30 protein-coding genes and 1 tRNA gene are annotated in these 25,706 nt (G+C 70.7%); 17 read left to right on the forward strand and 14 right to left on the reverse strand.

Going from position 1 to position 25,706, the window contains the following annotated elements:
* Nucleotides 1–143 precede the first annotated feature (143 nt).
* Nucleotides 144–377, reverse strand: coding sequence for a heavy-metal-associated domain-containing protein (locus BMX74_RS13100; protein WP_055504538.1), 234 nt, complete (start codon nucleotides 375–377; stop codon nucleotides 144–146).
* 148 nt (nucleotides 378–525) lie between these two features.
* Between BMX74_RS13100 and BMX74_RS13105 the strand changes: the two genes are divergently transcribed.
* Nucleotides 526–1,494, forward strand: a complete 969-nt coding sequence (locus BMX74_RS13105; protein WP_177227332.1) for a helix-turn-helix transcriptional regulator — start codon at nucleotides 526–528, stop codon at nucleotides 1,492–1,494.
* 194 nt (nucleotides 1,495–1,688) lie between these two features.
* Nucleotides 1,689–2,120: a hypothetical protein gene (locus tag BMX74_RS13110; protein WP_218153948.1), complete on the forward strand. Its 432-nt coding sequence runs from the start codon at nucleotides 1,689–1,691 to the stop codon at nucleotides 2,118–2,120.
* A 46-nt stretch (nucleotides 2,121–2,166) separates the two neighbouring features.
* Here the strand turns inward: BMX74_RS13110 and BMX74_RS13115 are convergent, their stop codons facing one another.
* The 5 genes from BMX74_RS13115 to BMX74_RS13135 form a co-directional block, all read right to left on the reverse strand.
* Nucleotides 2,167–3,678: a multicopper oxidase family protein gene (locus BMX74_RS13115; protein WP_091100484.1), complete on the reverse strand. Its 1,512-nt coding sequence runs from the start codon at nucleotides 3,676–3,678 to the stop codon at nucleotides 2,167–2,169.
* Between the two features lie 91 nt (nucleotides 3,679–3,769).
* The gene (locus tag BMX74_RS13120; protein ID WP_143078644.1) at nucleotides 3,770–4,186 is read right to left on the reverse strand and encodes a hypothetical protein; all 417 of its coding nucleotides are present in this window, start codon (nucleotides 4,184–4,186) and stop codon (nucleotides 3,770–3,772) included.
* 84 nt (nucleotides 4,187–4,270) lie between these two features.
* Nucleotides 4,271–5,125, reverse strand: coding sequence for a F510_1955 family glycosylhydrolase (locus BMX74_RS13125; protein WP_143078645.1), 855 nt, complete (start codon nucleotides 5,123–5,125; stop codon nucleotides 4,271–4,273).
* A 30-nt stretch (nucleotides 5,126–5,155) separates the two neighbouring features.
* A complete protein-coding gene (locus tag BMX74_RS13130) occupies nucleotides 5,156–6,100 on the reverse strand; it encodes a M56 family metallopeptidase (RefSeq protein WP_091100490.1) in 945 nt (314 codons plus the stop codon).
* Nucleotides 6,097–6,471 carry a BlaI/MecI/CopY family transcriptional regulator gene (locus BMX74_RS13135; RefSeq protein ID WP_055504544.1) on the reverse strand — a complete coding sequence of 125 codons (375 nt, stop codon included), beginning with the start codon at nucleotides 6,469–6,471 and terminating at the stop codon, nucleotides 6,097–6,099. The genes BMX74_RS13130 and BMX74_RS13135 overlap by 4 nt, the downstream gene beginning before the upstream one ends.
* A 373-nt stretch (nucleotides 6,472–6,844) precedes the next feature.
* Here BMX74_RS13135 and BMX74_RS13140 point away from each other — a divergent pair, with 373 nt between their 5' ends.
* From BMX74_RS13140 to BMX74_RS13150, 3 genes are all read left to right on the forward strand, one after another.
* A complete protein-coding gene (locus BMX74_RS13140) occupies nucleotides 6,845–7,456 on the forward strand; it encodes a DUF305 domain-containing protein (RefSeq protein WP_176573412.1) in 612 nt (203 codons plus the stop codon).
* Between the two features lie 75 nt (nucleotides 7,457–7,531).
* Nucleotides 7,532–8,326, forward strand: coding sequence for a RibD family protein (locus BMX74_RS13145; protein WP_055504546.1), 795 nt, complete (start codon nucleotides 7,532–7,534; stop codon nucleotides 8,324–8,326).
* Between the two features lie 195 nt (nucleotides 8,327–8,521).
* Nucleotides 8,522–9,400, forward strand: a complete 879-nt coding sequence (locus BMX74_RS13150) for a hypothetical protein (RefSeq protein WP_143078646.1) — start codon at nucleotides 8,522–8,524, stop codon at nucleotides 9,398–9,400.
* A gap of 444 nt (nucleotides 9,401–9,844) precedes the next feature.
* Here the strand turns inward: BMX74_RS13150 and BMX74_RS13155 are convergent, their stop codons facing one another.
* The gene (locus BMX74_RS13155; RefSeq protein WP_177227333.1) at nucleotides 9,845–10,519 is read right to left on the reverse strand and encodes a GbsR/MarR family transcriptional regulator; all 675 of its coding nucleotides are present in this window, start codon (nucleotides 10,517–10,519) and stop codon (nucleotides 9,845–9,847) included.
* A gap of 182 nt (nucleotides 10,520–10,701) precedes the next feature.
* Between BMX74_RS13155 and BMX74_RS13160 the strand changes: the two genes are divergently transcribed.
* Nucleotides 10,702–11,958 (forward strand): serine hydrolase domain-containing protein, encoded by a 1,257-nt coding sequence (locus BMX74_RS13160; RefSeq protein WP_091100496.1) that lies wholly within the window; start codon nucleotides 10,702–10,704, stop codon nucleotides 11,956–11,958.
* 89 nt (nucleotides 11,959–12,047) lie between these two features.
* Nucleotides 12,048–12,260 carry a hypothetical protein gene (locus tag BMX74_RS13165; RefSeq protein ID WP_091100498.1) on the forward strand — a complete coding sequence of 71 codons (213 nt, stop codon included), beginning with the start codon at nucleotides 12,048–12,050 and terminating at the stop codon, nucleotides 12,258–12,260.
* Here BMX74_RS13165 and BMX74_RS13170 read toward each other — a convergent pair.
* A complete protein-coding gene (locus tag BMX74_RS13170; protein ID WP_091100500.1) occupies nucleotides 12,235–12,855 on the reverse strand; it encodes a TetR family transcriptional regulator in 621 nt (206 codons plus the stop codon). The genes BMX74_RS13165 and BMX74_RS13170 overlap by 26 nt on opposite strands.
* Before the next feature lie 136 nt (nucleotides 12,856–12,991).
* Between BMX74_RS13170 and BMX74_RS13175 the strand changes: the two genes are divergently transcribed.
* Complete coding sequence (locus tag BMX74_RS13175) at nucleotides 12,992–13,915, forward strand: SDR family oxidoreductase (RefSeq protein ID WP_091100503.1); 924 nt, start codon at nucleotides 12,992–12,994, stop codon at nucleotides 13,913–13,915.
* Nucleotides 13,916–14,037: 122 nt separating this feature from the next.
* Entirely contained in the window at nucleotides 14,038–14,310 is a 273-nt protein-coding gene (locus BMX74_RS13180) for a hypothetical protein (RefSeq protein ID WP_091100506.1), read from the forward strand.
* A gap of 66 nt (nucleotides 14,311–14,376) precedes the next feature.
* On the opposite strand, the gene BMX74_RS13185 is transcribed toward BMX74_RS13180, so the two are convergent.
* Both BMX74_RS13185 and BMX74_RS13190 read right to left on the reverse strand, forming a co-directional pair.
* Nucleotides 14,377–14,450: transfer RNA gene (locus tag BMX74_RS13185), tRNA-Pro, on the reverse strand.
* A 64-nt stretch (nucleotides 14,451–14,514) separates the two neighbouring features.
* Entirely contained in the window at nucleotides 14,515–15,378 is an 864-nt protein-coding gene (locus BMX74_RS13190) for a metallophosphoesterase (RefSeq protein ID WP_091100508.1), read from the reverse strand.
* A 90-nt stretch (nucleotides 15,379–15,468) separates the two neighbouring features.
* Between BMX74_RS13190 and BMX74_RS13195 the strand changes: the two genes are divergently transcribed.
* Nucleotides 15,469–15,927 (forward strand): GatB/YqeY domain-containing protein, encoded by a 459-nt coding sequence (locus BMX74_RS13195; protein ID WP_091100781.1) that lies wholly within the window; start codon nucleotides 15,469–15,471, stop codon nucleotides 15,925–15,927.
* A gap of 51 nt (nucleotides 15,928–15,978) precedes the next feature.
* Here the strand turns inward: BMX74_RS13195 and BMX74_RS13200 are convergent, their stop codons facing one another.
* Nucleotides 15,979–18,246: a transglycosylase domain-containing protein gene (locus BMX74_RS13200; protein ID WP_091100510.1), complete on the reverse strand. Its 2,268-nt coding sequence runs from the start codon at nucleotides 18,244–18,246 to the stop codon at nucleotides 15,979–15,981.
* Nucleotides 18,247–18,489: 243 nt separating this feature from the next.
* Between BMX74_RS13200 and BMX74_RS13205 the strand changes: the two genes are divergently transcribed.
* Entirely contained in the window at nucleotides 18,490–18,786 is a 297-nt protein-coding gene (locus BMX74_RS13205) for a WhiB family transcriptional regulator (protein WP_020542548.1), read from the forward strand.
* Between the two features lie 120 nt (nucleotides 18,787–18,906).
* Here the strand turns inward: BMX74_RS13205 and bagB are convergent, their stop codons facing one another.
* On the reverse strand, nucleotides 18,907–20,034 hold the full coding sequence (bagB, locus tag BMX74_RS13210) for an ATPase BagB (protein ID WP_055504556.1): 1,128 nt from the start codon (nucleotides 20,032–20,034) through the stop codon (nucleotides 18,907–18,909).
* The gene (bagA, locus tag BMX74_RS13215) at nucleotides 20,031–21,023 is read right to left on the reverse strand and encodes an ATPase BagA (protein ID WP_055504557.1); all 993 of its coding nucleotides are present in this window, start codon (nucleotides 21,021–21,023) and stop codon (nucleotides 20,031–20,033) included. The genes bagB and bagA overlap by 4 nt, the downstream gene beginning before the upstream one ends.
* Before the next feature lie 76 nt (nucleotides 21,024–21,099).
* Here bagA and BMX74_RS44045 point away from each other — a divergent pair, with 76 nt between their 5' ends.
* The 4 genes from BMX74_RS44045 to BMX74_RS13235 all read left to right on the forward strand — a co-directional run bounded on the left by BMX74_RS44045 (nucleotide 21,100) and on the right by BMX74_RS13235 (nucleotide 23,396).
* Nucleotides 21,100–21,255 (forward strand): Sp36 family protein, encoded by a 156-nt coding sequence (locus BMX74_RS44045; RefSeq protein WP_091100512.1) that lies wholly within the window; start codon nucleotides 21,100–21,102, stop codon nucleotides 21,253–21,255.
* The gene (locus tag BMX74_RS13225; protein ID WP_091100514.1) at nucleotides 21,252–21,710 is read left to right on the forward strand and encodes a RidA family protein; all 459 of its coding nucleotides are present in this window, start codon (nucleotides 21,252–21,254) and stop codon (nucleotides 21,708–21,710) included. Before BMX74_RS44045 ends, BMX74_RS13225 begins: the two co-directional genes overlap by 4 nt.
* A 91-nt stretch (nucleotides 21,711–21,801) precedes the next feature.
* Nucleotides 21,802–22,608 carry an NUDIX hydrolase gene (locus BMX74_RS13230; RefSeq protein ID WP_055504558.1) on the forward strand — a complete coding sequence of 269 codons (807 nt, stop codon included), beginning with the start codon at nucleotides 21,802–21,804 and terminating at the stop codon, nucleotides 22,606–22,608.
* Nucleotides 22,605–23,396: an MBL fold metallo-hydrolase gene (locus BMX74_RS13235; protein WP_055504559.1), complete on the forward strand. Its 792-nt coding sequence runs from the start codon at nucleotides 22,605–22,607 to the stop codon at nucleotides 23,394–23,396. Before BMX74_RS13230 ends, BMX74_RS13235 begins: the two co-directional genes overlap by 4 nt.
* On the opposite strand, the gene BMX74_RS13240 is transcribed toward BMX74_RS13235, so the two are convergent.
* Nucleotides 23,378–24,058 carry a Crp/Fnr family transcriptional regulator gene (locus BMX74_RS13240; RefSeq protein WP_055504560.1) on the reverse strand — a complete coding sequence of 227 codons (681 nt, stop codon included), beginning with the start codon at nucleotides 24,056–24,058 and terminating at the stop codon, nucleotides 23,378–23,380. The two genes, BMX74_RS13235 and BMX74_RS13240, sit on opposite strands and share 19 nt — an antisense overlap.
* Nucleotides 24,059–24,270: 212 nt before the next feature.
* Here BMX74_RS13240 and nth point away from each other — a divergent pair, with 212 nt between their 5' ends.
* Complete coding sequence (gene nth, locus BMX74_RS13245) at nucleotides 24,271–24,996, forward strand: endonuclease III (protein WP_055504561.1); 726 nt, start codon at nucleotides 24,271–24,273, stop codon at nucleotides 24,994–24,996.
* A gap of 48 nt (nucleotides 24,997–25,044) precedes the next feature.
* Entirely contained in the window at nucleotides 25,045–25,704 is a 660-nt protein-coding gene (locus BMX74_RS13250) for an NUDIX hydrolase (RefSeq protein ID WP_082535125.1), read from the forward strand.
* Nucleotides 25,705–25,706 lie beyond the last annotated feature (2 nt).

The raw sequence follows: 25,706 nt of genomic DNA on the forward strand, positions 1-25,706 counted from the left end.
CTGCATTTAGTAGTGTCCTGCCGGTAGTGATGTGTGCGCCAGGTACGCCCATGCCAATCCCCTTGAGATCTACTTTTGTCTACTATCGCAAGTCGTTGGCATTCCCGTGGCTGGAGGTGCTTCCCATCCCGCGCCGTGAGGGCCTACTTGCCTGTGACTCGGCAGCCGGCCTCCTCCAGGGCCGTCCGCAGCGCGTGCTCGTCCACGGGGCCGTCGGTCAGGATGCTGATTCGCGACTCCGAAGGCGTGACGTCCACCCCCACCACGTTGGGCACCTGGATGAGGTGCGCCTTGATGTCCCCGACGCAGTGGTCGCAGGCGTCGGTGGCGAGGCCGTCGACCCGGTAGGCGACGAGGCTGTAGGCAACGGTGATCATGAGATGTCCTTTCCCGACGGTGTTGGATCGCTCGTCATCGATGGTCGGGGAAGGCGTGCTCGAAAGGGAGTGCCCGGCGGTGTCCACAAGACGCCATGGCGCATCACGGAACGGCCGCGTCGAGGGCGAGAGGGAAAGGGGCGGCGGCGTGCCGTACGAGGATGACGACCAGGTCGGCAGGGCGATCTACGCCCGCATGCTGGAGCGCGGCGAGTCGCTCACCGACGCGGCGGCGGCGATGGGAGTGACGGCCGCGCAGGTCGCCCGCGCCCGGGATCGTCTCACCCGGCTGCGCCTGCTCGACCCGGAGGCCGAGGCCCCGGTGGACGCCGCGGCGACGCTCAGGTTGAGCCTTGAGGAGAGCCACCGCCTCCTGGACCGCCTGGTGGAGCAGCACGTCACGGCCGCAGCGCTCGCCCGGAGCTACCTGAACCTGCCTGTCCGAGCCGACGGCGACGCGGACGTCGAGTACTTCCCGCGAAGCGAGGCGCGGACGCGGCTGGCCCGTCGCATCACCGAGCTGAGCGAACTGGCCGGCCACGAGATCCTCGGCATGCACCCGGTCGCCCCCTGGGAGCGCGAGTCGCTGGAGGACGGACTGGCGAGATCTGAACGCGCGATCGCGAGAGGAGTGCGCGTGTGTGGCCTGCACGCGCAGAGCGCCTTCTCCCATCCGATGCTGCGCGAGTTCGTGGAGCGGTGGACGCGGAAGGGCATCGAGGTGCGGGGAGCGCCCGTCGTGCCGACCCGGATGCTCATCTACGACCGGCACACCGCCGTCGTCCAGGCCGACCCCGCCGACCTGGACGCCGGCGCGCTGCTGATCCGCGGCGGCGGCGTGGTGAGGTCGATCGCGGCGCTGTACGACTACTGCTGGATGACGGCGTCGGAGCCGAAGGACGTCCCCGGCTCCTCGGACGCCGAGGCGCTCACCGAGCAGCAGCGCGCCGTCCTGCGCCTGCTGGCCACCGGCGCCAAGGACTCCGCGATCGCCCGCACACTGGGGGTGTCCACGCGGACGGTCACGCGCGTGGTGGGGGAGCTGACCGCGCTGCTCGGAGCCGCCAGCCGCTTCCAGGCAGGCGTCCGCGCGGCCCGGCTGGGCTGGCTCGACTAGCCCGCCGGCGGCCAGACGGCCTCGGCTCCGCTGTGACCCGCCAGGACGACGGCGACGGTGCCTCCCAGAGCGCCGACCAGGGCGACCAGGTAAAGCACGGCCCGCGAGGACGAGGCCCGGTGCTACGCTCTCCCCTATAACCCGTACATGATTGTTCGGGTTATGGGGGACTGTCCGGCCGAGGATGGAGGCGCGTGGTCGTGGTGCTGGGCATGGATACCAAGATCGTTCTGCTGGCGGCGGGATTGATCTTTCTGCTGGCGCTCCTGCTGGGCGTATGGAAGTACCGCCAGATGGCCACCTCGCCGGAACACACGGCTCACCCGTATGTGGACATCGCACATCGAACCGCCCTGCTCTATTCGTTCGCGACGCTGCTGCTCGCGGCGTTCGTCACGCTGAGTGGCTGGCCGTGGTCGGTCAATCTGGCGGCGGCGGGAGTCATGATCTTCTTCTTCGTGGCCGCGATCGGGACCTACGTCCACCACGGCCGGCGTCGTGACACCGACAACCAGTTCCGCCATCCCGTACGCGGCACGAGCACGTTCATGGCGTCTCTGGTCGTCGGCGAGATCGGCGGCTTCGCCGTACTGCTGGTTGGATTCGTTCGGGCACAGCTCCTGTGAGCCGGGCGTCCTCACGGAGCGGCCGGTTGTCGGGGCAGGCGCCGGGTCAGGTGCGCTGGTAGCCGAGGAGCGTCATCATGCCGCTCTCCGCGTGGTAGATGTTGTGGCAGTGGATCATCCACAGGCCCGGGTTGTCCGCGTCGAAGTCCACGTCGAGCGTGGCGCCGGGCAGGACGATCGCGGTGTCCTTGCGCACGCCGCTCCCGGCCAGGGCGAACGTGTGGCCGTGCAGGTGCATGGGGTGCCACATGGTGGTCCTGTTGACGAACGACAGCCGCACCCGTTCGCCGGAGCGCACCGCGTGGATGACCGAGGGGTCGTACCTCCGGCCGTTGATCGCCCAGTCGTAGGCCATCATGCTGCCCGTGAGCTCCAGCCTGACGCTGCGGGTGGGGCTCTTCGGGGCGAGCCGCGCCTGCTCGGCGGGCTGGAGCTTGGAGTACCGGGCGACGTCGCCGTCCAGCTCGCGCGGGCGCGCGCCGGCGGCGGGCGCGGAGGCGGCGCCGCTCGCCCGCACCAGGGCGCGGGCCAGGCCGTCCTTGCCTTCGGCGAGGGCGACCAGCGGGAAGACGCCGTCCTTGAGCGTGACGAGCACGTCGTACCGCTCTCCCATGCCGACGAGCAGCGCGTCGGCCTCGGCGGGCCGCACAGGGAAGCCGTCGGTGTGGGTGACGGTGAGCCGGTGCCCGGCCAGGGCGACGCGGAAGGCGGTGTCGCCGCCCGCGTTGACGACGCGGATGCGCACCCGGCTGCCCGGCTTGGCGCGGAAGGTCTCGGGTGAGGCGGGGACCCGGCCGTTGAGCAGGAAGTGCGGGTAGCGGACGTCGCCCGCGTCGCCGCCCAGGAGCAGGCTGGTCGCGCCCATCATCATGTGCGTGGAGGACGACGGGGACCCGCCGTGTCCCATGCTCCCGTGTGACATGCCGCCCATGCCCTTGGAGAGCTCGGCGAGGACGTCCTCGGGGGTGCCGGTGACGCCGTCCAGCCAGTCGTCGAGGACGACGATCCACTCGTCGTCGTACGCCAGCGGCTCCCGCGGGTCGTCCACGATCAGCGGGGCGTACAGGCCGCGGTCGAGCTGGGTGCCGGAGTGCGGGTGGAACCAGTACGTGCCGGGGTGGGCGGCGGCGAACTCGTAGACGTGCTCGGCCCCCGAGGCGATGGGCTGCTGGGTGACGCCGGGAACGCCGTCGGCGTCGTTGCGCAGGGCCAGGCCGTGCCAGTGGACGCTGGTGTCCTGGGGGAGCCGGTTGGCCAGCCGGGCCCTGACCACCTCGCCGGCCCGCACCCGGATCGGCGTGCCGGGGACCCTGCCGTCGTAGGTCCAGGTGCGCACCACCGGGCCGCCGAGGTCCACCTGGCTCTCGGCGGCGACCAGCCGGAAGTCCCGTACGGGGCCGGTGCGGCGGGACCGTTCGGCGGCCAGGACCTGCTCGCCGGTGGGGGTGACGAAGGAGGGCGCGGCGGCGGGGCGGGAGCCGCCGCCGCAGGCGGACAGGGCGGCGCCGCCGAGGAGGCCGAGCCCGGCCCGCAGTAGCCCGCGTCGATCGATCTGCATGGTTGATGCCTCGCTTGAAAGTCGTGCTGACGAGAAGGGCGTCGTCCGGACGCGGCGAGGCCACGCGGGCCCGCGGTCCGGGTCCGCGCTCCTACGTCCGCAGCACGACCGTGCGGGTGAGCACCAGCGAGAGCGGCGGCCCGCGCTGCGGCGCGGGCCGGCGGCGGCGAGCCGCCGCGGGAAGTCCGGGAGACGTGCCGCCCAGACCCCGCAGAGTCGCGAGCGGCAGCGTCAGGACCACGGCGGCAGCGAGGACCGTCAGGCACGCGAACGCGGTGTCGTGGGCGGCGTCCGGCGCGGTGCCGGAGCCGTGATGCGCCCTCGTCGCGTGCTCCATGCCGGAATGCGACGGGCCGGTGGGGTCTGCGGGCGCTGCGACCGTCGTACGGGACGTGGGGGCTCCGAGGTGGCCCAGCGTGTGCATCGCGGCTACGCCCAGCGCGAGCAGCACGGCGAGCAGCAGCCACGGCACCACGTCAGCCGCTCGCCGCTCCCGCCCGGACCTCACGAGGGAAGCGTAGGCGAGGGGGCGTATGGCCGCCGTCAGGGGCCGTCCGTCCTGGCGAGAACGTGTCGCAGGCATGGTGGACGGTCAGGCGCGCGCAGGCCGGAAGACGACGCTGAAGGTCGAGCCGCCGTCCTTCGACTCGTGGACGGTGCCGTCCTCGGTGGCGGCGAGCAGGCGCCGGTCGTCCACGGCGGTGAACGCGGTGACGCCCCCCACGATCACGCCGCGGGTCTTCCAGGTCTTGCCCGCGTCGGTGCTGGCGCGGACCTGGCCGGTGGTGTCCGTGCCGATCAGGACGCCGGGCGTCGGGGACTCGATCTGGGTCAGCGGGGGCGCGGCGTCGAAGGGCTCGAACTCCATGCCGCCGTTCTCGCTGACGCGTACGCCTTCGGCGGTGGTGGCGTACAGGCGTTCGGGCACGTCGGCGTGGGCGGCCAGGTCCACCACCTCCTCCTGCGCGCCCTGTCTCCAGGTCGCGCCGCCGTCGACGCTGGCGCGTACGCGGCCCTGCTGGCTGTCGTAGGCGTAGAGCGTCGTGCCGGCCGGTCGCAGGGCGTGGAAGTCGGCGACGCCGCGTTCCGACACGGTCGTCCAGGTGACGCCCGCGTCGGTGCTGCGGATCAGGCCGAGGTGGGCGGGCGAGTCGGTCTCGTGCTCGCCGGGATGGCCGCTGGCGAGGAAGGTCCTGGGGCCGAGGACGGTGAAGCCCATGTAGTCCTGGACGCGGCCGGCGACGCGCTCCGCGCTCCCGGACGCCGTGACCTTGAGCAGCCCGTAGTGCCCGGCCACGTACAGGGCGCCGTCGGCCGGGTCGACGCCCAGGCCGTGGACGTGCCCGACGTCGGGCGGCCCGCTCCCCTCGGGCTTGCCTGAAGCGGCCGTACAGGAGGACAGGGCCAGCGTCAGTGCCGCGGCGGCGGCCACACGAGTGCCTCGCATGACCAGCAGCCTACTATCCGGCGTAGTAGGTCAGGTCAGCAGCTCGTGGCAGTGGTGCGCCAGCAGCGCGACGAGACCCGGCGCCAGCGCCACCGCCCCGGGGCCGCACAGCAGCAGGCCCACGGTCAGCAGTCCCGCCGCGTGCTCTCCACGCCGCAGGGGGAGCGCGGGATTCACCATGCGGCGTACCCGCGTCAGAGCGGTCTCGCCGCCCGCGCCCAGCGCGAACCCGGGCGCCCGCCCCGTGGCCAGACCCACCAGCGCGGCGGCGAGCTGCACGCGCGGGTGGCGCCGCGCGGCCACGTCGTCGGCCAGCAGCTCGATCAGGCGGGCGACCTCCGTCCTGGCGTGCTCGAACACCGGCACCCCGGGAAAGGCCGTGACCAGGGCCTCCGCGGCCGCGATCACCAGGTGGTGCCTGCCGCGCAGGTGGGCGCGCTCGTGCGCCAGGACGGCCGCCACCTGCTCGGGCGCGAGCGCGCGCAGCGCCCCCGTGGTGATGACCATCCGGGCGTGCCGGCCGGGCACGCAGTAGGCCAGCCGCTCGTCGTGGTCGAGCACGATCGCGCCCAGGTTGCGGTCGTGCCGTCCGAGCAGCCGCAGCCAGGCGACATGCTCGCGCCGCTCCGCCCCCGCGCGGAAGAGGACGGCGGCCCCGCACCACCCCAGCCTGACCAGCGCCGTACCCGCCACGAGCAGCGCCACCGCTCCGGCGGAGGTCAAGGTGACACCGCTGTCCATCATCGCGGCACACGCCTCGAACAGGCCCGCGAGGCCGTGGCCCAGCGCCTCGGCCGGCACGGCGAACGCGACCGCCGCCAGCAGGGCGGAGGCGACCACAGAGGCGCAGGCCGCCTGCCACATCGTGATCGCGAGCCGGGGCGCCCGCTCGGCCCACGCCGCCATCCGGCCGAGTCTCGGCAGGTGGACCGCCGCCAGGACCGCGTAGAGCAGGAGCACAGCGGCGGCGATCACGGCGCGGAGTCCTTCAACGGGAACACCTGCAGCGCCGTCTGCAGCGCCGCCGCCTCCTCGGGGGTGAGGCGTTCGAGGAAGTGGACCAGGGTGGCGGCCCGGTTCCCGCCACCCGCCAGCGTCTGGCGCATGAGCTCGGCGGTGTACGCCTCACGTGACGAGACCGGCTCGTAGACGTACGCGCGGCCCTGCGGCGCCCGCTTGAGCAGGCCCTTGGTGTGGAGCTTGTCCATCACCGTCATCACGGTCGTGTAGGCGATGCTCCGCTCCTGCCTGAGCTCCTCCAGGACGTCGCGGACGGACGCCGGCGCGCGCCGCGCCCACATCCTGTCCATGATGGCGGACTCGAGCTCGCCCAGACCTCGCACCATACGACCGAATCCTACCGGCGACCGTAGTCCTGCCCCCTGGTCGGAGAGGCGTCCACGCTGAGTGGACGGAGAAGTACGGGCGGTCGTAGTCGATGCACGCCGATTGATTCTGACGCCCCATCGACCTGGTGAGGCTTGCTTCGCCTGACCCTTCATGTGTCCCCCGCACGCTTGGGGTTAATGTGGATATATGTCCGGTTAGCGTTCGGGGGGACGCATGAGGCGACACTCCATGAGGATCGGCATTGCGACAGGAGCGCTCCTGGCCGGTATGACCGGCGTCGGCGCCACTGCCGCGGCAGCCCATCAGACTCCGACACCATCTCCGAGTCCGTACCCTTCCGGTACCCAGACCTGTCCCGGCATGGGCCAGATGCACCGCATCACCAGTGAGTACGACTACCTGTCGCAGATGATCCCGCACCATCAGGACGCCGTTACCGCGGCTCAGCAGTTGCAGCGCTCCAAGCGGCCCGAGATGCGGCAACTCGGCCAGTCGATCGTCACCACGCAGACCGCGGAGATCAACGAGATGAAGGGCTGGCTCGCCCGCTGGTACCCGCGGAGCCCCACGCCGGCTGCGACTCCCACCCAGACCACCATGCCTGACCTGTCCGGCCTATCCGGGGACCAACTCGACAGGACGTTCCTGCAGCACATGATCCCGCATCACATGATGGCGATCATGATGTCCCAGCAGCTCCTCATGCACGGCCTGACGCAGCACCCTGAGGTCACCGCCTTCGCCCGCAAGGTGCGTGACGACCAGTGGGCGGAAGTCCAGAAGATGCGGCAGTGGCTGGTGCAGTGGTTCGGGCAGCAGAGCATGCCCTGCATGCCCAACCTGCCAGGGATGCCGGGTATGCCTGGCACCAGGAGCCCTGGCATGGGCCCGGGCGAACACGGAGAGATGTCACCGGGCCACGAGATGCCGGGCACGCCCGGCCAGCCCACCCCGACCGAGCCGTCGCCGACGGGCAGCTGACCGTGCAAGCACAGGCGGTCTGTCCTGCGGCATCGCCCGCGGAAAGTTGTCGGTGGCGAGTGCCACGATGAGATCATGATCGAAGGGATGCCTGACGCGGGCCAGAAAGGTCAAGACCGGCCGGGGCGACCGCGTGTCGTCGCGCACAACTCGAGTTCGGTCGACGGGCGGGTCACGTTGTCGCCGGGCATGCTGCTGATGACCGACGAGCGCTGGCCGGTCTACAGCGGATCCGCGTACGCGGACGTCAAGCGTCGCCACGACCCCCAGGTCATTCTGGAGGGCAGCGGGTCATTCGTCACCGACGATCAGACCGCCGGGCAGTTCCCGCCACCGACGGAGACGGCGGAGGTGTTGCGGCAGCACTACCTGCCGGACCACATCAAGGCCCTGGCGACCAAGGGGTGGTTGGTCGTGCCGGACAGCCGTGGCCGGGTCCGCTGGGTCTACAAGCAGTTCCCCGGCCCCGACTGGGAGGGATGGCACCTGTTGGTGCTGGTGGCGGCGGCCACACCGCTGGAATACCTGTCGTTCCTGCGGCGCGAGGGCATCCCTTACCTGCTGGTCGGCGATCAACGCGTCGACCTGGAGGCCGCCCTGAAGGAACTCGGCGACCGGCTGAACGTCCAGACCGTGGTCTCCACTGGGGGAGGGCGCCTGAACGGGGCCCTGCTGCGGGCCGGACTGCTCGACGAGATCGAAATCGAGGTCGTACCGATCGCTGTCGGTGGAACGACCACTCCGGCCCTGTTCACTGCCACTGACCTGCCACTGGACGCCTCGCCGACGCCGTTGCGGCTGCTCGCGGTCGAGCGACGCTCCCGCGATCGGGTGCTGTTGCGCTACCACGTTGCCGAACCCGGGCTCTGACAGGAACAGCCTTCACCAGGACCCGGCCGGCGCGGGCGGCCGCTTCCCGGGCCGACGCCTCCGCGGTTGCCCGCGCTTCCTCCAGCGCGCCTCCGGCTCCGATCTTGGTGGTGCAGAATGCTCAGCCATGACGGCTTTGTGCGCGCTGGCCCGCAGGTGGGACACTCCGCACCGCAGGCAGGGTCGGGTGAAAGCATGAGGTGGCGGCTCGCAGTCCCAGTCGTCTGCGCACTGGTCGCTGCAGTGCTGGCCGCCGCACAGGTCCTCGCCGCGCACCGCTTGGGCATCAATGAATGGACGAACAAAGGGGGCTCATACGCGGAGTACATCGACTGGGACCACGCAGTAACTCGTTCCACGTGGTATCCGGCCGCTTCCACACTGGCCGCCTCCGCGATCACGTACCGCGTGTTTCAGCGTGCGCCGCGGTCCTGGCTGTGGCTGCCGCCGGCAGCTTGGCTCGGCTCCTGTCTGACCGCTGCCCCGCTTCTGTACGGCCTGGCATCCGCAGCGCCGGAAGACGGCATCAACTCCAGCCCGCTCGCGGTGGCCTGGGCGACCATCATCGGTGGCGCGATAGGCGTCGTCGCGGCGATGGCGGCACTACGGTGTCGGGAGATCGGGGTCGGCCTGCTGACCTACACCCTGTGGGTCTCCGTCCTGGAATTCACCAGACCGTGGTGGTGGGACAGGGCGCCCACCTTCGACCCCATGCTCACGGAAGGCATGCTGAGTGGCGAGACCGGTCAGTACGTGGTGAAGGCGACCTTCATCGAGGCCGGTGGGATCACCGCCGGGCTGATCGGACCAGTCATGATCAGTGGAATCATCGCCGCGTGGGCGGCGGCACAGCACGGCCGGTGGAAGCGCGGTGTCCAAGCGGGCGTGGCCGGCCCGCTTCTGCTCTTCTCCATCTACCTCACGATCGACCCAGGCTTGGACAACCAGGACAGCATTCAGGCCACTCTGTGGACCTACTCCCTGTTGGCGGTGCTGATCGGGCTGTGCGTCAGCTTGCTCACCGCCACCGTCGCCCAGATCATCGCGAAACGGAAACAGGCCGGTGCTTGTTAGTTCCGGACCCCAAATTCGGCTGAACGATTCCACTGGAGCCTGTCCGCCTCAACATGTCGAGCCGGAGGTCACCACGTGCCCGCCCCGCCGAGTTCAGCCGGAAGGGACAGGCAGGGCTTCGAGGTCGTGTACGCCGACGAGATGAAGGGCGAGGTCCGCATGCCCCCGGCGGAAGCCGGGGCTGTGCCGTTCGAGCGGGTGCCGGCCGTGCGAGAGTTCCGCATGTGGTGCGCTGGCGGACGAACAGGTGAGGGTCCACGCCCGCCCAGGCCGGCGCCGTCGTCATGCCGCCCACGCCATGCCGAATGCTGGGTTTCATCGGGCGTCGTGCGTGCCGCCGTTGAGCAGCATTGGAAGTAGGCGTGGTGGTCGTCGACGGTGCCCTTGCGGGGCCGGTGACTAGGACGCGCCAGGCGGGCTTGCTCCCCAGGTGGCTGAGTCCTGTCACGTCAGGAGGTGGCGCCAGCGGTCGGCTGACTCCATGATGTCCAGGCTGACGCGTTCCAGGAACGCCGCTGTCTTGGCCAGCCGTTGCCCGACGGGGCTGTCGAGCCCGTACGTCTCGGCCGCCGCCATCGTGGCCCGCGCCGTCTGGAGCGTCTGCCGCTCGCTGATCATGATCGCGTGGTGCCAGGCGTCGTCGTCGATCACGTAGATGTCGCGACGCCGCCGCGGATCGCGCTCGCGGCGGACGAATCCCTGCTGGACCAGGAAGTTCACGGCCACGGAGACCGAGGCAGGGCTGACCTTGAGCCTGCGGGTCAACTCGGCCGCGGTGCGCCTGCCGTCCTCGGACAGCGTCAGGTCGTGGTGCACGCGCGCGGCCGTCCTCGGCATCCCCGCTCTGACCGCCATCTCGATGATCTCCTGTTCCATCGTGTCGACCGGCGGTGTGGCCGCGTGTGGGGGCGCCGGTGTGCCGCGCCGGGCCCGCTGGATCGCCGCTTGGTGCGCCTGCTGGGGCCGGTAACCGGCGGGGCCGCCGTTGCGTGCGATCTCCCGGGTGATCGTCGAGGTCGGCCGGTCGAGCCGTCTGGCGATCTCGCGATAGGAGAGTCCGTCGGTGAGTCCGGCCGCGATGCGCTGGCGGTCCTGCTGGGTCAGTCGTCCTCCTGGCATGCCGTCAGTGTTGCCTTAGCCGCCATTCATTGCAACACCGTGTTGCGTTCGAACGCAGCGTCATCGCACCAATTTACCGCCATGTACCTGGGCAGACGCTCTTTCTCGGATTGACTCGACCCTGAAGGCAACGTAGCTTTCGAGCTGCACAAGACACGTACTATCGCGATTGAGGAATAGCCATGGGTCAATCTCTCCATACCGTCAAGAGCAACAGGGGCCGCAGGCCGCGGGCCCTCAAGGGCGCGGCGGTCACGGCTCTGGCGGCCGCGCTGCTGGCCGGGGCGGCCACACCCGCCGCGGCCACCTCGGACGGCAGCGCGGCCGTGCCGAAGGCCGCTGTCAGGCAGGACCGCCCGGAGCTGCAGAAGGCCATCCAGGCGTTCGTCGATGCCGGTTTCCTCGGGGTGCAGCTGCGCGTGAACGACGAGCGGGGCGAGTGGGTCGGCAGCGCCGGAGTGCGCAAGCTGGGCACGAGCGCGAAGCCGCCGACGAACGGGCATTTCTGGGTGGGTAGCGTCACCAAGACCTTCCACGCGACCGTGGTGCTGCAGCTGGTGGCCGAGGGCGAGATCGGGCTGGACGACCCGGTGGCCGGCCACCTGCCCGAGCTCGGGCTGGACCGGAGGATCACGGTGCGGATGCTGCTGCAGCACACCAGCGGATTGTTCAACTACACCGGCGACCTCGACACCGACGGGACATGGGTTCCGGGTCTCCCCGCGACGGGCAAGGAGTGGCTCGACAACCGGTTCCACTCGTACCGGCCGGAGGAACTGGTGCGGTTCGCGTTGTCCAAGCCGGCGAAGTTCGCGCCGGGGACGGACTGGAGCTACTCCAACACCAACTACACGCTGGCCAGGCTGCTGATCGAGAAGGTCACCGGCCATTCGTTCGACGCGGAGCTGAAGCGGCGGATCGTGGGGCCGCTCGGGCTGAAGGGCACCGTGGTGCCGGGCAACCGGACACAGCTGCCCAGGCCGTACGCCCACGGCTACTTCCGCTACCAGGACGCCGGCCAGTGGAAGGTGGCCGACGTCTCCCGCCAGAACCCCTCCCTGCTGGCAGGCGCCGGTGACATGATCTCGACCACCCAGGATCTCCACACGTTCTTCTCCGCGCTGAACGGCGGCAAGCTCCTGCCGGCCAAGCTGCTGGCCGAGATGCGCGAGCCGCACCCGAAGAGCAACCCCCTCTACGGCCGCTACGGCCTCGGCATGTTCGTGAAGGACCTGGGCCCTGGCTGCGGCACCGTTCTCAACCACAACGGCAGCCCTCCGGCGGGCTACGCGGCGCTGATGTACAGCACACCCGACGGCGGCAAGACCCTGACCGCCTCGCTCACCGCCGGCGACGCCGCATTCGACCTCGCCACTTATCCCAAGCTGCTGGACGGGCTCGTCAAGGCGGCGTTCTGCGGCGGGCAGGCCACAAGCTGACCGAGCCGCGCCGGCGGCTGGTGTTCGCCAAGGACGGCGACCGGTGAGGCGACCCCGGGCCAAGCTGCTGGCCGGAGAGGCTGGAGGTCGTGGGCGGGAAGCTGAAGCTGGCCAAGCTCGGCAAGGCCGAGGCGCTCAACTTCCTCGGCCGCTACGCCTTCACCCTGCCGCCGGCGCCGGGCCTGTGGCAGGTGCGCGACCCGTACAGGGACGACGAGACGGGCGACGGAGAGGATGGACGGCCGCGGGCCCCTTTGCTCGGGGTGCCCACAGCATTCATGCCCCGGTCTCCTGGCCTGTGAAGCTCCCGCCGTCGTTCGCGGCGGCATGTCCGGCGGGCGCGGTGAGGTGCCTGGTGGCGTCCAGGGTCTCCCGGATCAGCTGGGCGAGGGCGTGCTGGTCGGGGTCGTTGACCCAGCGTTCGTAGGCGACGTTGAACACGGCGATCCCGATCTCGGCCGCGAGTGCTGCGGTGGTGGCCTCCAGACCGCGTTCGCGCAGCGCGTGGCCGAGCGTGGAGGCGAGCGCGGCGAGTTTGGCCCGTTCGCGTTCCTGGAGTTCGGGGGTGGCGGCGATGACGGCCCGGCGTTGCCGTGCCAGGTCTGCGCGTTCTTCGAGGATGGGAGCGGCTTCGGTCAGAGCGTGGGCGACCACCTCGAGCGGCGGGAGCGTGACGGAGGCGGCGGCCGTGGCGTCCGCGAGGGTGTCGGCGAGCGGGTTGTCACTCGGGAAGAGGACTTCCCGTTTGTCGGCGAAGTGCCGGTAGAAGGTCCGTTCGGTGAGCCCGGCGCGGGCGGCGATCTCCGCGACGGTGGTGGCGTCGAAGCCCTGGTGGTTGTAGAGCTCCAGCGCCGCCTTCTCCAGGCGGCCTCGTGCGTCGGGTTTCCATCGGCTCACGGTCCGATCCTACACGTCGATGACAGAGACTGACATCAAAGTGATGACAGAGGCTGACATCGCTGCTACGGTGATGTCATAAACTGACATCAGGGTCCCGCCCCCGGGGTGGGGACCCGCAGCAGGAAGGCGCACCATGCGCGTATTCGTCACAGGAGCCTCCGGACATGTCGGCTCCGCCGTCGTCCCCGAACTCCTCGAAGCGGGACACCAGGTCGTCGGGCTGGCCCGCTCGGACAAGTCCGCCGCCGCGTTGACGGCCGCCGGTGCCGAGGTGCACCGAGGCGACCTCGACGATCTCGACGGCCTCGCCGCGGCCGCCGCCGCGGCCGACGGCGTGATCCACCTGGCCTTCAAGCACGACGCCATGTTCGCCGGCGACTTCGACAGCGCAGTCGCAGCCGATCTGCGTGCCATCGAAACACTCGGGGACGCGCTCATCGGCACCGGAAAGCCCCTGGTGACCACGTCGGGAACCCTGATGTTCGCCTTCGCCGGACTGCAAGACGCCGCCACCGAAGCCGACGCGCTCGACGCAGGCCCACGGATCGACGCCGAGAACGCGGTGATCGCGCTCGCGGAACGCGGCATCCGGTCGTCCGTCGTCCGGCTCACCCCGACCGTGCACAGCACGCTCGACCACAACGGCTTCATCCCGACCCTGATCTCCATCGCCCGGTCCAAAGGCGTCTCCGCCTACGTCGGCGACGGTTCCAACCGCTGGCCCGCCGTGCACACGCTCGACGCGGCACGCCTGTACCGGCTGGCGCTGGAATCCGCGCCGGCGGGGTCACGGCTGCACGCCGTCGACGACGAGGGGATCACCCTCCGCCAGATCGCCGAGGGCATCGGCCGCGGGCTGAACCTGCCCGTGGTCGGCATCCCGCCGACCGAGGCCGAGGCCCACTTCGGCTTCCTGAGCGCCCACGTCCAGGCCGACAACCCGTCCTCGAGCACGCTGACCCGGAACCTCCTGGGCTGGAAGCCCGTCCACCCCCGCCTCATCGAGGACCTCGGCCAGGGCCACTACTTCGACGCCCCCGCGCCCGCCCCGCGCTGAGCCCGCCCCCCTTCTCCATCCGCCCGGCCCCGCACATCCAGACGGCCCTGCGGAAGCGGTCCGAACGACCCACCATCCCCCTGCACGACCCGCTGCTGCGCAGCCGTGAGGAGACGAACGGCATGCACACCAAGATCGCGTACGAGCGGATCACCCCCGAACTGGCCGAGGTCCTGAAGGCGGTGCCGATGACGGAGGCGGGGGTGTTCGACCTCAGCGACCTGGAGGGCGCACGCGCCGGCGTCCGCGCCTTCGCCGAGGCGATCGCGGCCCAGACACCGGATGAGCCGTCCGTGTCGGTCCAAGAGGCCGACGCGGTCCGCCCGGACGGATCCACCCTCCCCATCGGGCTGCTGCGGCCCACCGAGGCGGCGTTCATAAGGGCGGTCAAATGACGGACGAACGATCAAGGGCCTGACCGCTGTCTCCAGCGATCAGGCCCTTGACCTGCTACTTCACTGTCGGGGTGGCGGGATTTGAACCCACGACCTCTTCGTCCCGAACGAAGCGCGCTGCCAAGCTGCGCTACACCCCGGTGCACGCCCGTCTTGCGCGTGCTTGGAAAAGTCTAGCGGACTTCCCGGGTACTTGTGACCGTCTCAGCGCCGGGGCACGAGAGTGAGGAGCGTGGCCTCCGGGAAGCAGGCGAAGCGGACCGGGGCGTACGGCGAGGTGCCGAGACCCGCCGAGACGTGGAGCCAGGCGTCGTCGTGGCGGCTCAGGCCCTTGACGCGGGCCCTGTCGATGCCGCAGTTGGTCACCAGGGCGCCGTAGAACGGGATGCAGAGCTGGCCGCCGTGCGTGTGGCCGGCCAGCAGGAGCTGGTAGCCGTCGGCGGCGAACAGCGACATGTTGCGCGGCTCGGGCGAGTGCATGACGCCGAGCCGCAGGTCGGCGTCGGCGGGGGCGGGGCCGGCGACGAGGTCGTAGCGGTCGCGCGAGATGTGGGAGTCGTGGATGCCGGCCACCGCGACGTCGAGGTCGCCCACCTTGAGGCGGGCGGTGGTGTTGTTCATGTCGAGCCAGCCCTCGGCGGCCATGCCGGCCCCGAGTTCCTCCCAGGGCAGGGACGGGACGTGCTGGCGCCGGTCGTTCTTGGAGGTGCGCCACAGGTAGCGGGCCGGGTTCTTCGGCCTGGGGGCGTACAGGTCGTTGGAGCCGTACACGAACAGGCCGGGGCGGGTGAGCAGCGGCTCCAGGGCGTGCAGGAGCGAGGGCACGGCGTCGGGGTGCGCGATGGAGTCGCCGGTGTTGACGACCAGGTCGGGCTTCAGCGCGCCGAGCGAGCGCACCCAGTTGATGAGCATGGTCCGGCGTGGCGTGAGGTGCAGGTCGGACAGGTGGAGGATGCGTACGGGACGCCGGCCGCGCTCCAGCACCGGCACGTCGAAGCGGCGCAGGCGGAACGAGTTGCGCTCCACGACGGACGCGTAACCCAGCCCGGCCAGGCCGAGACCGAGCATGGACAGCGGAACTGCGAAGGCTTTCCTCACGTACTCATGATGCCCGACGACGGGCGCGGGGCGCTCCGAGCAGACGGCAAGATGGACCGCATGAGCGCATTGAAGGAGAAGCTGAAGGCCGACCTGACGGCGGCGCTGAAGAACCGGGACGAGGTGCGGCTGCGCACCATCCGGATGGCGCTGGCCGCGGTGAACGTCGAGGAGGTGGCCGGCAAGGAGGCCAGGGAGCTCACCGACGACGAGGTCGTCAAGGTGCTGACCAAGGAGGCCAAGAAGCGGCGCGAGGCGGCGGAGGCGTTCGGCAACGCGGGCCGCGCCGAGCAGGCGCAGGCCGAGCTGGACGAGCAGGCGGTGCTGGAGGAGTACCTGCCCGCGCAGCTCTCGGACGAGGAGCTGACGCGGATCGTCGACGCGGCGGTGGCGGAGCTCGGCGTGTCGGGGCCGCAGGCGATGGGCCAGGTCATGAAGGTCGTCAACCCGAAGGTGGCCGGGCGGGCCGAGGGCGGCCGGGTGGCCGCCGCCGTCCGCACCCGTCTGGCCGCCTCCTGACCGGCGGGCCCGGGGCCCTCACTGGGGGCCCCGGGAGGCCGGGGCGGCGGGTCAGCCGAGGCCGGTGCCGGTGAGGGGCCAGCCGCGGCCGCGTCCGTTGCCGCCGTTGTCCTGGTTGCCCTGCCCGAACGGGTCGAACGGGTCTCCGCCGCCGCCCTGGTCGCCGCCGCGGCCGTCGGACGGCGGGCCGTCACCGTCGCCCTTCTTGTCCTTCTTCGGCGGTTTGGGCGCGCAGTTCTCGCTGCAGCCGCCGAACCGGTCGTGGTTGACCGGGACGAAGTCGGCGGCCTCGACGCCCTTGAGCGCGCCCAGCATCGCCTGCTTCCAGATGGGCCCGGAGATCGAGGCGCCGTACACGTACGGGTAGTAGCGTCCGCCGATGGTGACGCCGATGAGCTTGTGGCTGGAGGAGCCGCGCGGGTCGCCGAGGCTGACGGCCGACGACAGGTTCGGCGTGTAGCCGGCGAACCAGGCGGACATGTAGTTGTCGGTCGTGCCGGTCTTGCCCGCCGCGTCTCGGCCGATGCCGCCGACCTCGCGCATCGTGCCCTTCGTGAACACGCCGGACAGGATGCCGCTGACGGCGTCGGCGACCTCCTCGTCCATCACCTGCGAGCACTTGGGCTTGTACTGCTTGGCCTTGCCGTTCCTGTCGGTGATCTCGGTGATGGCGAGCGGCTTGCAGTACTGGCCGCGCGAGGCGAAGACCGCGTAGGAGTTGGCGATGGTGACGGGGTCGACCTCGTTGATGCCGAGCGTGAACGTCTCGTACTCGCCCAGCTTGCCGCCGTCGGCGCGCTTGACGCCGAGCCGCTTGGCCAGCTTGACGACCTTGCACAGCCCGACCCGTTCCTCCAGCTTGAGGAAGAACGTGTTCACCGAGCCCCAGGTGCCGGTCTGCAGCGTCTTGAAGCCGGCGCCGCCCTCGCTGGAGTTGCGCACCTCGTGGGACGGGTCGCCGACGGAGTTGCCCTTGCAGTCCTTGAACGAGCTGTAGCGGGCCGCGCTGAACGCCGCGGGTGACGGGAAGCCGTCCTCGTACTTCAGGCCCTCCTCCAGCGCGGCGGCCAGCGTGTACGCCTTGGCGGTGGAGCCCTGCTGGAAGCCGCCACCGCCGCCGTGCGCGGCGTCGGCCACGACGTTGTAGCTGATCTCGTTCTTCTTCTTGTTGCCGCCGAACTTGCGGGAGGCGGCCATGGCCTTGATCTCGCCCGTGCCGGGGACGACCATGGCCTGCGAGGCGACCGGCTTGTCCTTGGTGCTGACGTACTTCTTGATCGCCTTCTCGGCGGCCTCCTGCATCTTGGGGTCGATCGTGGTCTTGATCCTCAGACCGCCCCGCTGGAGGAGCTTCCTGCGCTCGTCCTGGTTCTTGCCGAAGTCGTCGTTGTTGAGGATCTCGTACTGCACGTAGAGGCAGAAGTACGGGTACTTGCTCTCCTCGCAGCCGCCGGGGACCTTGACGTCCTTGAAGCCGAGCTTCTTTGCCTTGGCCTCGGCGGCCTCCTGCGGCGTGATCTTGCTGAGCTGGGCCATGCGGTCGAGCACGACGTTGCGCCGGGCGAGCAGCCGCTCGCGGGACTCGGGCCCGATGTCGGGGTCGGTCCTGGCGGGGTTCTGGACCGCTCCGGCGAGGGTGGCGGCCTGCGCGAGGTTGAGCTCGGAGGCGGGCTTGCCGAAGAAGCGCTTGGAGGCGGCCTGGATGCCGTGCGCGCCGGCGCCGAAGTAGGCGATGTTGAGGTACTTCTCCAGGATCTGGTCCTTGGTGTACTTGCGCTCGATCGCCATGGCGTAGCGCAGCTCGGCCAGCTTGCGGGAGAGGGTGGGGGCGATGGCGGCCTGCTTCTCCGCGTCGGTCTCGGCCGCGTTGACCAGCACCTGCTTGACGTACTGCTGGGTGATGGACGAGCCGCCCTGCATGACGCCGCCGCTGGTGACGTTCTTGAGCAGGGCGCGGGCGGTGCCCTCGACGTCGATGGGGCCGTGCTCGTAGTAGCGGAAGTCCTCGATCGCGATCAGGGCGGTGCGCATGATCGGGGCCACCTGGTCGAGCGCGACCGACTGCCGGTTCTCGTAGAAGAACTGGGCGAACTGCTTGCCCTTGGAGTCGACCAGGACGGTGCGCTCGGGCAGCGGCGGCTCTTCGAGCTCCTCGGGCTTGAGGTTCAGCCCCTCCATCGCGCTCTTGGCGGACACGCCGGCGCCGCCCACGGCGGGCAGGGCGATGGCCGCCGAGAGCACCCCGGCCGCCCCTGCCGCGATGATCAGACGGAGGACGTTCAGTACGGGGGAGGAACGATCTTTGCCCTGAGCTTGCACAGTACCAAGGGTACGTCGAAACACTGACCTTATCGGTAGCCGGGCACCATTTCGCCTTGACTGACGGGGGTGACTAGTCATTCCCGGTCAAGACTGCAGCAGGAAATTGGTCCTCTGGGGTCTGTCGGCCCGAACGGGTGGTTGCGTACCTTCTCCTCTGCGGCAACTGAATACGGAGGCTCGGCGCCCGCGCCCGTCGGCCCCAAATGACGACTGACCACCTAAGGGGAGTGGGGTCGAAAAATGTGGATCACGGATTGGACCTCCCGTGCCGCCTGTAAAGGCGCGGATCCGGACGCTCTGTTCGTCCAGGGCGCCGCTCAGAACAGGGCGAAGCTGATCTGCCGAGGATGCCCGGTCCGTACCGAATGCCTCGCCGATGCGCTGGACAACCGCATCGAGTTCGGGGTGTGGGGCGGTATGACGGAGCGGGAACGGCGCGCGCTGCTCAGGCGGCGGCCCGACGTGGACTCGTGGCGCGAGCTGCTCGAGTCCGCCAAGGAAGAGTACGAACGCACCAACGAGTTGATCGCCGGCTGAGCGATCCGCGAGCGCGGCACGGCCGGCGTCGTCCGCCGGACGTGCCTTTCGCGGTCTCGGCGCCCGTCACCGGGCGTACCGGGCCCGCGGCGCGGCGCCTTCACCGGCGCCGCGGTCGATTCAGGCGCTCGCCAGCAGTTCCCCGATCTGCCGCAGACCGGCCAGATCGTGGACGTCATCGGACATCGCCCGTACCTGCACCACAGGCACGGTGGGATGGGCCGTCACGAAATGCTCCTGCTCGCGGCTCTGGCGGGCGGCGAGCTGCATCCGTCCCGCGTGCAGCCGCAGCACGGCGGCGGTCAGCTCGTGCTCGCCCCGCGACTCCAGCTCCTCCGCCGCGGCCGCGCTGCGGGCGGCGGAGAGCGCCGAGGCGGGCGTCAGGTGCACCCGGTTGACCACCAGGCCGGCCAGGGGCATCCGCTCCTCGGCGAGCCGCTCCACGAAGTAGGACGCCTCCCGCATCGCGTCCCGCTCGGGCGCGGCCACGACGAGGAAGGCCGTGCCGGGCGCCTGCAACAGCTTGTAGGTCAGCTCGGCACGCTGCCTGAACCCGCCGAAGACCGCGTCGAGCGCGGACACGAACGTCTGCAGGTCCTTGATCACCTGGGCGCCGAGCAGTTTGGTCAGCGCGCCGGCCATCAACCCGAACCCGGCGTTGAGCAGCCGGAACGCGCTGCGCCCCCCGGCCTTGGCCGGAGCGGTGAGCAGCCGGATGAACCGGCCGTCGAGGAAGCGGCCGAGCCGTTCCGGGGCGTCGAGGAAGTCGAGCGCCGACCTCGACGGCGGCGTGTCCACGACGATCAGGTCCCACTCGTCGGAGCGGCGGAGCTGGCCCAGCTTCTCCATGGCCATGTACTCCTGCGTCCCGGCGAAGCTGGACGAGAGCGACTGGTAGAAGGGGTTCGACAGGATCTGCCTGGCCCGCTCGGGGTCGGCGTGCGCCTCGATGATCTCGTCGAAGGTGCGCTTCATGTCGAGCATCATGGCGAACAGCTCGCCGCCGTCGTCGTGCCGCACGATGAGGCGCGGGGTGTTGTCGAGCTCGGTGAGCCCCATCGACTGCGCGAGCCGCCTGGCCGGGTCGACGGTCAGCACCACCGCGCGCCTGCCGCGCTCGGCCGCTCTGAGGCCCAGCGCGGCGGCCGTGGTGGTCTTCCCGACGCCGCCCGCGCCGCAGCAGACGATGATCCTGGTGCCGGGGTCGTCGAGGATGGCGTCGACGTCGAGGGGTTCGGGCTTCTTCACGCTGCTCCCTGGGTGCGCATGCTCTCGGCCAGCTCGTACAGGCCGGCCAGGTCCACGCCGTCGGCGAGCAGCGGGAGCTCGTAGCGGGGCAGGTCCACGGCGTCCAGCGACTCGCGCTCCGACCGCTCGATCGCGGTGCGCCTGGCGTGCTCGACGACCTCGTCCACGAGGGCTTCCGCGAGGGTGGAGGCGTCGGCGCTGTCGGCCAGCCCGGCGCTCTTGAGTCCGAGCGCGAGCTCTCCGACGTCGAACCGGCCCTTGACAGCCATGTCAAGAACGCGCGGCGGAAGCAGTGATTCACGCACCATATTCACGAATACGCCGCCGGCGGGGAGCCCCGCAGCGCGCAATTCGGCGACGCCGTCGATGGTCTCCTGGACGGGCATCTCCTCCAGCAAGGTGACGAAGTGCACCGCTGTTTCCGGAGATTTCACCACCCCGCTGACGAGATCCGAGTGGTTCTTGATGGGTCCGACCTTGGCCAGGCCCGCCACCTCCTGGGTGACGTTCAGGAAGCGCGTGATGCGGCCGGTGGGCGGCGCGTCGAGCACGACGGCGTCGTACACCCGGCGGCCGTCCTTGCCGCGCCTGCGCACGGCCTCGGTGGTCTTGCCGGTGACGAGGACGTCGCGAAAGCCCGGGGCCACCGTGGTGGCGAAGTCGACGACGCCCATCTTGGTCAGCGCCCGGCCGGCCCTGCGCATGCCGTAGAACATCTCCAGATATTCCAGCATCGCGTCTTCGGGGTCGATGGCCAGCGCGTACACGTCGCCGCCCGACGGCGCGACGGCGATCCTGCGCTCCTCGTACGGCAGCGGCGGCAGGTCGAAGACCTGCGCGATGCCCTGCCTGCCCTCCACCTCGACGAGCAGCACCTTGCGGCCGCCCGACGCCAGGGCCAGCGCGAGGGCGGCGGCGACGGTGGTCTTGCCGGTGCCGCCCTTGCCGGTGACGACGTGCAGCCGGACGCCGTCCCAATGGGTGTCCACGACTTGAGGCTACCGAACGGTCACTTGTCGAAACCCGGCGACCACCGTTTGAGATTGCTCACACTACGCTGACCCCATGAAGAAATGGGAGTACCTCACGGCGCCCGTGCTGATCCACAACACGAAGATGATCCTCGACAACTTCGGTTCCGACGGCTGGGAGCTCGTCCAGATCGTCCAGGGCGCCACGCCCGAGCAGCTGGTCGCCTACTTCAAGCGGGAGAAGCAGTGACCCCGGAGGAGCGGCTGGCCGAGCTGGGCCTGACGCTGCCGCCGGTGGTGCCGCCGGTGGCGGCGTACGTCCCCGCGCTGCGCACGGGCGACCTCGTCTACACCTCGGGCCAGGTGCCGATCGTCGACGGCAAGCCGGCGCGCACCGGCAAGCTCGGCGCCGGTCTCGGCGTCGAGGAGGGCCAGGAGATGGCCAGGATCTGCGCGCTGAACGCGCTGGCCGCGGTCAAGGCCGAGATCGGCGACCTGGCGAAGGTGAGGCGTGTGGTGAAGGTGGTCGCGTTCGTGGCGAGCACCCCCGACTTCACCGACCAGCCGAAGGTCGCCAACGGCGCCAGCGAGCTGTTCCAGGAGGTGTTCGGGGAGGCGGGCAGGCACGCGCGCAGCGCCGTGGGCGTGGCCGCGCTGCCGCTGGACGTGCCCGTCGAGGTGGAGATCATCGTCGAGGTCTCCTGAGAGTCCGTGGAGGTCTCCCGGCAGATCATCGAGCTCTCCTGAAAGTCCGGATATGTCACCATGACCGAGTAATGTTCTAAAGGGAGGTCATGTGGCTGGACTTCGGCTCCCCGACGAGCTCGCCGACCGCGTCCGCGACATCAACGCCGGACGCGTCGAGCCGGCCCCCGCGCGGGACGCCGCCACGGTGGTGGTCCTGCGCGGGCGCCCGCCCCAGGTCTACCTGCTGCGGCGCAAACCCACCATGGCCTTCGCCGCGGGCGCGTACGTCTTCCCCGGCGGCTCCGTCGATCCCCGCGACACCGACCAGGCCGTCGCCTGGGCCGGGCCGTCGCCCGCCGAGTGGGGCGAGGTCTTCAAGGCCGACGAGAAGCTGGCCCGAGGCCTGGTGTGCGCGGCGGTGCGCGAGACCTTCGAGGAGTCCGGTGTGCTGCTGGCCGGCCCCGGGCCAGGCTCCGTCGTCGAGGACACCACGGGGGCCGACTGGGAGGCCGACAGGCTCGCGCTCATCGACAGGAGCCTCGCCTTCGCCGACTTCCTGGCCAAGCGCGGTCTCGTCCTGCGCTCCGACCTGCTCAAGCCGTGGGCGCACTGGATCACCCCCGAGATCGAGCACCGGCGCTTCGACACCCGCTTCTTCGTGGCCGTGCTGCCCGAGGGCCAGCGCACGCGCGACGTCGGCGGCGAGGCCGACCATGTGGACTGGAAGCGCCCCGCCGACGCGCTCGCCCTGGCCGACCGGGGCGAGATCTTCCTCATGCCCCCGACGCGCACGACGCTGCATGAGCTGGCCGCGTACGACGCCGTGGACGACGTCCTGGCCGCGCCGCGCGAGATCGTCACGATCCTGCCCAAGGCCGTCGAGGTCGACGGCGAGCTGTGGCTGGTGACCCCGTGAGCGGCATCCACATCCCGATCGGCACGCCCGACGGCACGCGCACCGAGCACGCCGAGAACCTGCTCGCCCCCAACCCGTCCGCGATGACGCTCGACGGCACCAACACCTGGGTGATCGGCGGCGGCGAGGAGGTCGTGGTCGTCGATCCCGGCCCCGACGACGAGGCGCACCTGCGGCGCGTCCTCGACCACCTGGGGGAGCGGCGCGTCACCGAGATCCTGCTGACGCACGGCCACGTCGACCACAGCGGCGGCGCGCGGCGCTTCGCCGCGCTGGCCGGTGCGCCGGTGCGCGCCCTCGACCCGCGTCACAGGCTGGGCGAGGAGGGGCTGGCCGACGGCGACGTCGTCACCGTGGCGGGGCTGGAGCTGCACGTGTACGGCACGCCGGGGCACTCGTTCGACTCGCTCTGCTTCTGGCTGCCCGCGGACGGCGCGATGCTGACCGGCGACACCGTGCTCGGCAGGGGCACCACGATGATCGGGCAGGACGGCGGGCTGGCCGACTACCTGCGCACCCTCGACCGCCTCAGGGCCGCGGCGGAGCGCCTGGAGGCGCGTGCGCTGCTGCCGGGGCACGGCCCGGTGCTGACCGACCCGGTCGGGGCGCTCGACGGCTACGTCGCGCACCGGCGCGAGCGCCTCGACCAGATCAGCGCGGCGCGGGCGCGGGGCGCGCGCACGCCGCGGGAGATCGTCGAGATCGTGTACGCCGGCGTGGACAGCTCGCTGTGGCCGGCCGCCGAGGTGTCGGTGGCGGCCCAGCTCGACTACCTGGACCGGTTGTAGAGCCTGTCCTGGTCGAGGATGACCACGGCCTTGGCCTCGATGCGCAGCCAGCCGCGCTGGGCGAAGTCGGCGAGGGCCTTGTTGACCGTCTCGCGGGAGGCGCCGACGAGCTGGGCGAGCTCTTCCTGGGTGAGGTCGTGGTGGACGCGCAGGCCGTCGTCGGTCTTGGTGCCGAACCGCTCGGCCAGGTCGAGGAGCTGCTTGGCGACGCGGCCGGGGACGTCGGTGAAGACGAGGTCGGCCAGCACGTCGTTGGTGCGGCGCAGCCGCTGGGCGAGGGCGCGCAGCAGGTGGAGCGCCACCTCGGGGCGGCCGGTCAGCCAGGGGCGCAGGTCGTCGTGGCCGAGCCCGGCCAGGCGCACGTCGGTCAGCGCGGTGGCGGTGGCGGTGCGGGGCCGCGGGTCGAACAGCGACAGCTCGCCGAACATCTCGCTCGGGCCGAGCACGCTCAGCAGGTTCTCCCTGCCGTCGGGCGAGGTGCGGGAGAGCTTGATCTTGCCCTCCAGCACGACGTAGAGCCGGTCGCCGGTCTCGTTCTCGTGGAAGAGGGTCTGCCCCTTCGACAGCTGGACCTCCGTGATGCTCGTGCGCAGCGCCGCGGCGCTCTCGCGGTCCAGCGCGGCGAACAGGGGGGCCTTGCCCAGCACGTCTTCGGTGTTCACTCTGCCTCCTCTGCTGCCATTGTGACTCACCCCACTACAGCCGCCGCACGCGGGCCCGCGCGGTCGGCGTACGGCCAGGTCCGTGCAGCAGTCTGATGGGCGAAGTGTACGAACAAATGCGACAACGTGCTTACTTCTGGGCCAGTTGTGCAGACCGGACCGGCCACGTCGTTCCCGGTCCAACCGCTCGTCGCGGGTTCTACTCTTGCGGCATGGCGATGAACGGGGGCGCGCGGCGCAAGCCGGAGACGCGGCTGGGCCTGGTGCGCAGGGCGCGCAAGATGAACCGGATCCTCGCGGAGACCTACCCCGACGCCCACTGCGAGCTCGACTTCCGCAACCCGCTCGAACTGCTGGTGGCCACGATCCTGTCGGCGCAGTGCACCGACAAGCGCGTCAACATGGTGACGCCCGTCCTGTTCTCGAAGTACCCGGCGGTCGAGGACTACGCGGCGGCCGACCGGAGCGAGATGGAGGAGATCATCCGCTCCACCGGCTTCTTCCGCGCCAAGACCAACAACATCATCGGCATGGCGCAGGCGGTCTGCGAGCGGCACGGCGGCGAGGTGCCGGGCAGGCTCAAGGACCTCGTCGCGCTGCCCGGCGTGGGCCGCAAGACCGCCAACGTCGTGCTCGGCAACGCGTTCGGGGTTCCCGGCCTCACCGTCGACACGCACTTCCAGCGGCTCGTACGCCGGTTCGGCTGGACCGAGGAGACCGACCCGGTCAAGATCGAGCACGCCGTGGCCGAGCTGCTGCCGAAGTCCGAGTGGACGATCTTCTCCCACCGGGTCATCTGGCACGGCCGCCGCATCTGCCACGCCCGCCGTCCGGCCTGCGGCGTGTGCCCGCTGGCCGCCCTGTGCCCGTCGTTCGGCACCGGCCCCACGGGCGCCGAGGAGGCCGCGAAGCTCGTCAGGTCCGGGCCCTTCTCCTGATCGTCCCGTACGGGAAGCGAGGGGCGTAGAGGCGTGTTGGAGGTAGGCGTGACGGAAGTGCCCGCATGGCTGGAGAAACTGGCGGCGCAGGCCGCGCGCACCGACGTGCCGGCCCGCCTGAGGCCGCCCGCGGGCCGTGGCCGCGCCGCGGCGGTGCTCATGCTGTTCGGGGAGGGGCCGCTCGGCCCCGACGTGCTGCTCATCCAGCGCAGCACCCGCGGGCGCAGGCACGCGGGCCAGCCGGCGTTCCCCGGCGGAGGCATCGACCCCGACGACGGCGGCCCGGTCGAGGCGGCGCTGCGCGAGGCCGAGGAGGAGACCGGCGTCGACCCGGCCGGGGTGCGCGTGCTCGGCACGATGCCCGAGCTGTACCTCGGACACAGCGACAACCGCGTCACGCCGGTCGTCGCCTGGTGGCACGAGCCCTGCGCCGTGCACGCCGCCTCGCCCGACGAGGTCGAGTCGGTGGAGCGGGTGCCCATCGACGAGCTGGTCGATCCGGCCAACCGCCTCTCGCTGCGCCACCCGAGCGGGTTCACCGGGCCGGCGTTCCGCGTGCGCGGCATGCTCGTGTGGGGGTTCACCGCGATGGTGCTCGACAAGGTGCTTCGTGAGGGCGGCCTGGAGCGGCCCTGGGACGCCGGGCGCGTGGAGGACCTGCCGCCCGAGGACGTGTACCTCGCTGCCCGCCGCTCGTCCGCGGAGTGACC

It is taken from the genome of Nonomuraea pusilla, assembly GCF_900109355.1.
GTDB classification, from domain to species: domain Bacteria; phylum Actinomycetota; class Actinomycetes; order Streptosporangiales; family Streptosporangiaceae; genus Nonomuraea; species Nonomuraea pusilla.

What these genes read in the sequence shown, in the direction of transcription:
- BMX74_RS13100 (WP_055504538.1), bottom strand. Translation starts at nt 377, where the DNA reads ATGATCACCGTTGCCTACAGCCTCGTCGCCTACCGGGTCGACGGCCTC.
- BMX74_RS13115 (WP_091100484.1), bottom strand. Translation starts at nt 3,678, where the DNA reads ATGCAGATCGATCGACGCGGGCTACTGCGGGCCGGGCTCGGCCTCCTC.
- BMX74_RS13125 (WP_143078645.1), bottom strand. Translation starts at nt 5,125, where the DNA reads ATGCGAGGCACTCGTGTGGCCGCCGCCGCGGCACTGACGCTGGCCCTG.
- BMX74_RS13135 (WP_055504544.1), bottom strand. Translation starts at nt 6,471, where the DNA reads ATGGTGCGAGGTCTGGGCGAGCTCGAGTCCGCCATCATGGACAGGATG.
- BMX74_RS13140 (WP_176573412.1), top strand. Translation starts at nt 6,845, where the DNA reads ATGCACCGCATCACCAGTGAGTACGACTACCTGTCGCAGATGATCCCG.
- BMX74_RS13145 (WP_055504546.1), top strand. Translation starts at nt 7,532, where the DNA reads ATGATCGAAGGGATGCCTGACGCGGGCCAGAAAGGTCAAGACCGGCCG.
- BMX74_RS13150 (WP_143078646.1), top strand. Translation starts at nt 8,522, where the DNA reads ATGAGGTGGCGGCTCGCAGTCCCAGTCGTCTGCGCACTGGTCGCTGCA.
- BMX74_RS13155 (WP_177227333.1), bottom strand. Translation starts at nt 10,519, where the DNA reads ATGCCAGGAGGACGACTGACCCAGCAGGACCGCCAGCGCATCGCGGCC.
- BMX74_RS13160 (WP_091100496.1), top strand. Translation starts at nt 10,702, where the DNA reads ATGGGTCAATCTCTCCATACCGTCAAGAGCAACAGGGGCCGCAGGCCG.
- BMX74_RS13175 (WP_091100503.1), top strand. Translation starts at nt 12,992, where the DNA reads ATGCGCGTATTCGTCACAGGAGCCTCCGGACATGTCGGCTCCGCCGTC.
- BMX74_RS13180 (WP_091100506.1), top strand. Translation starts at nt 14,038, where the DNA reads ATGCACACCAAGATCGCGTACGAGCGGATCACCCCCGAACTGGCCGAG.
- BMX74_RS13190 (WP_091100508.1), bottom strand. Translation starts at nt 15,378, where the DNA reads ATGCTCGGTCTCGGCCTGGCCGGGCTGGGTTACGCGTCCGTCGTGGAG.
- BMX74_RS13195 (WP_091100781.1), top strand. Translation starts at nt 15,469, where the DNA reads ATGAGCGCATTGAAGGAGAAGCTGAAGGCCGACCTGACGGCGGCGCTG.
- BMX74_RS13205 (WP_020542548.1), top strand. Translation starts at nt 18,490, where the DNA reads ATGTGGATCACGGATTGGACCTCCCGTGCCGCCTGTAAAGGCGCGGAT.
- BMX74_RS44045 (WP_091100512.1), top strand. Translation starts at nt 21,100, where the DNA reads ATGAAGAAATGGGAGTACCTCACGGCGCCCGTGCTGATCCACAACACG.
- nth (WP_055504561.1), top strand. Translation starts at nt 24,271, where the DNA reads ATGGCGATGAACGGGGGCGCGCGGCGCAAGCCGGAGACGCGGCTGGGC.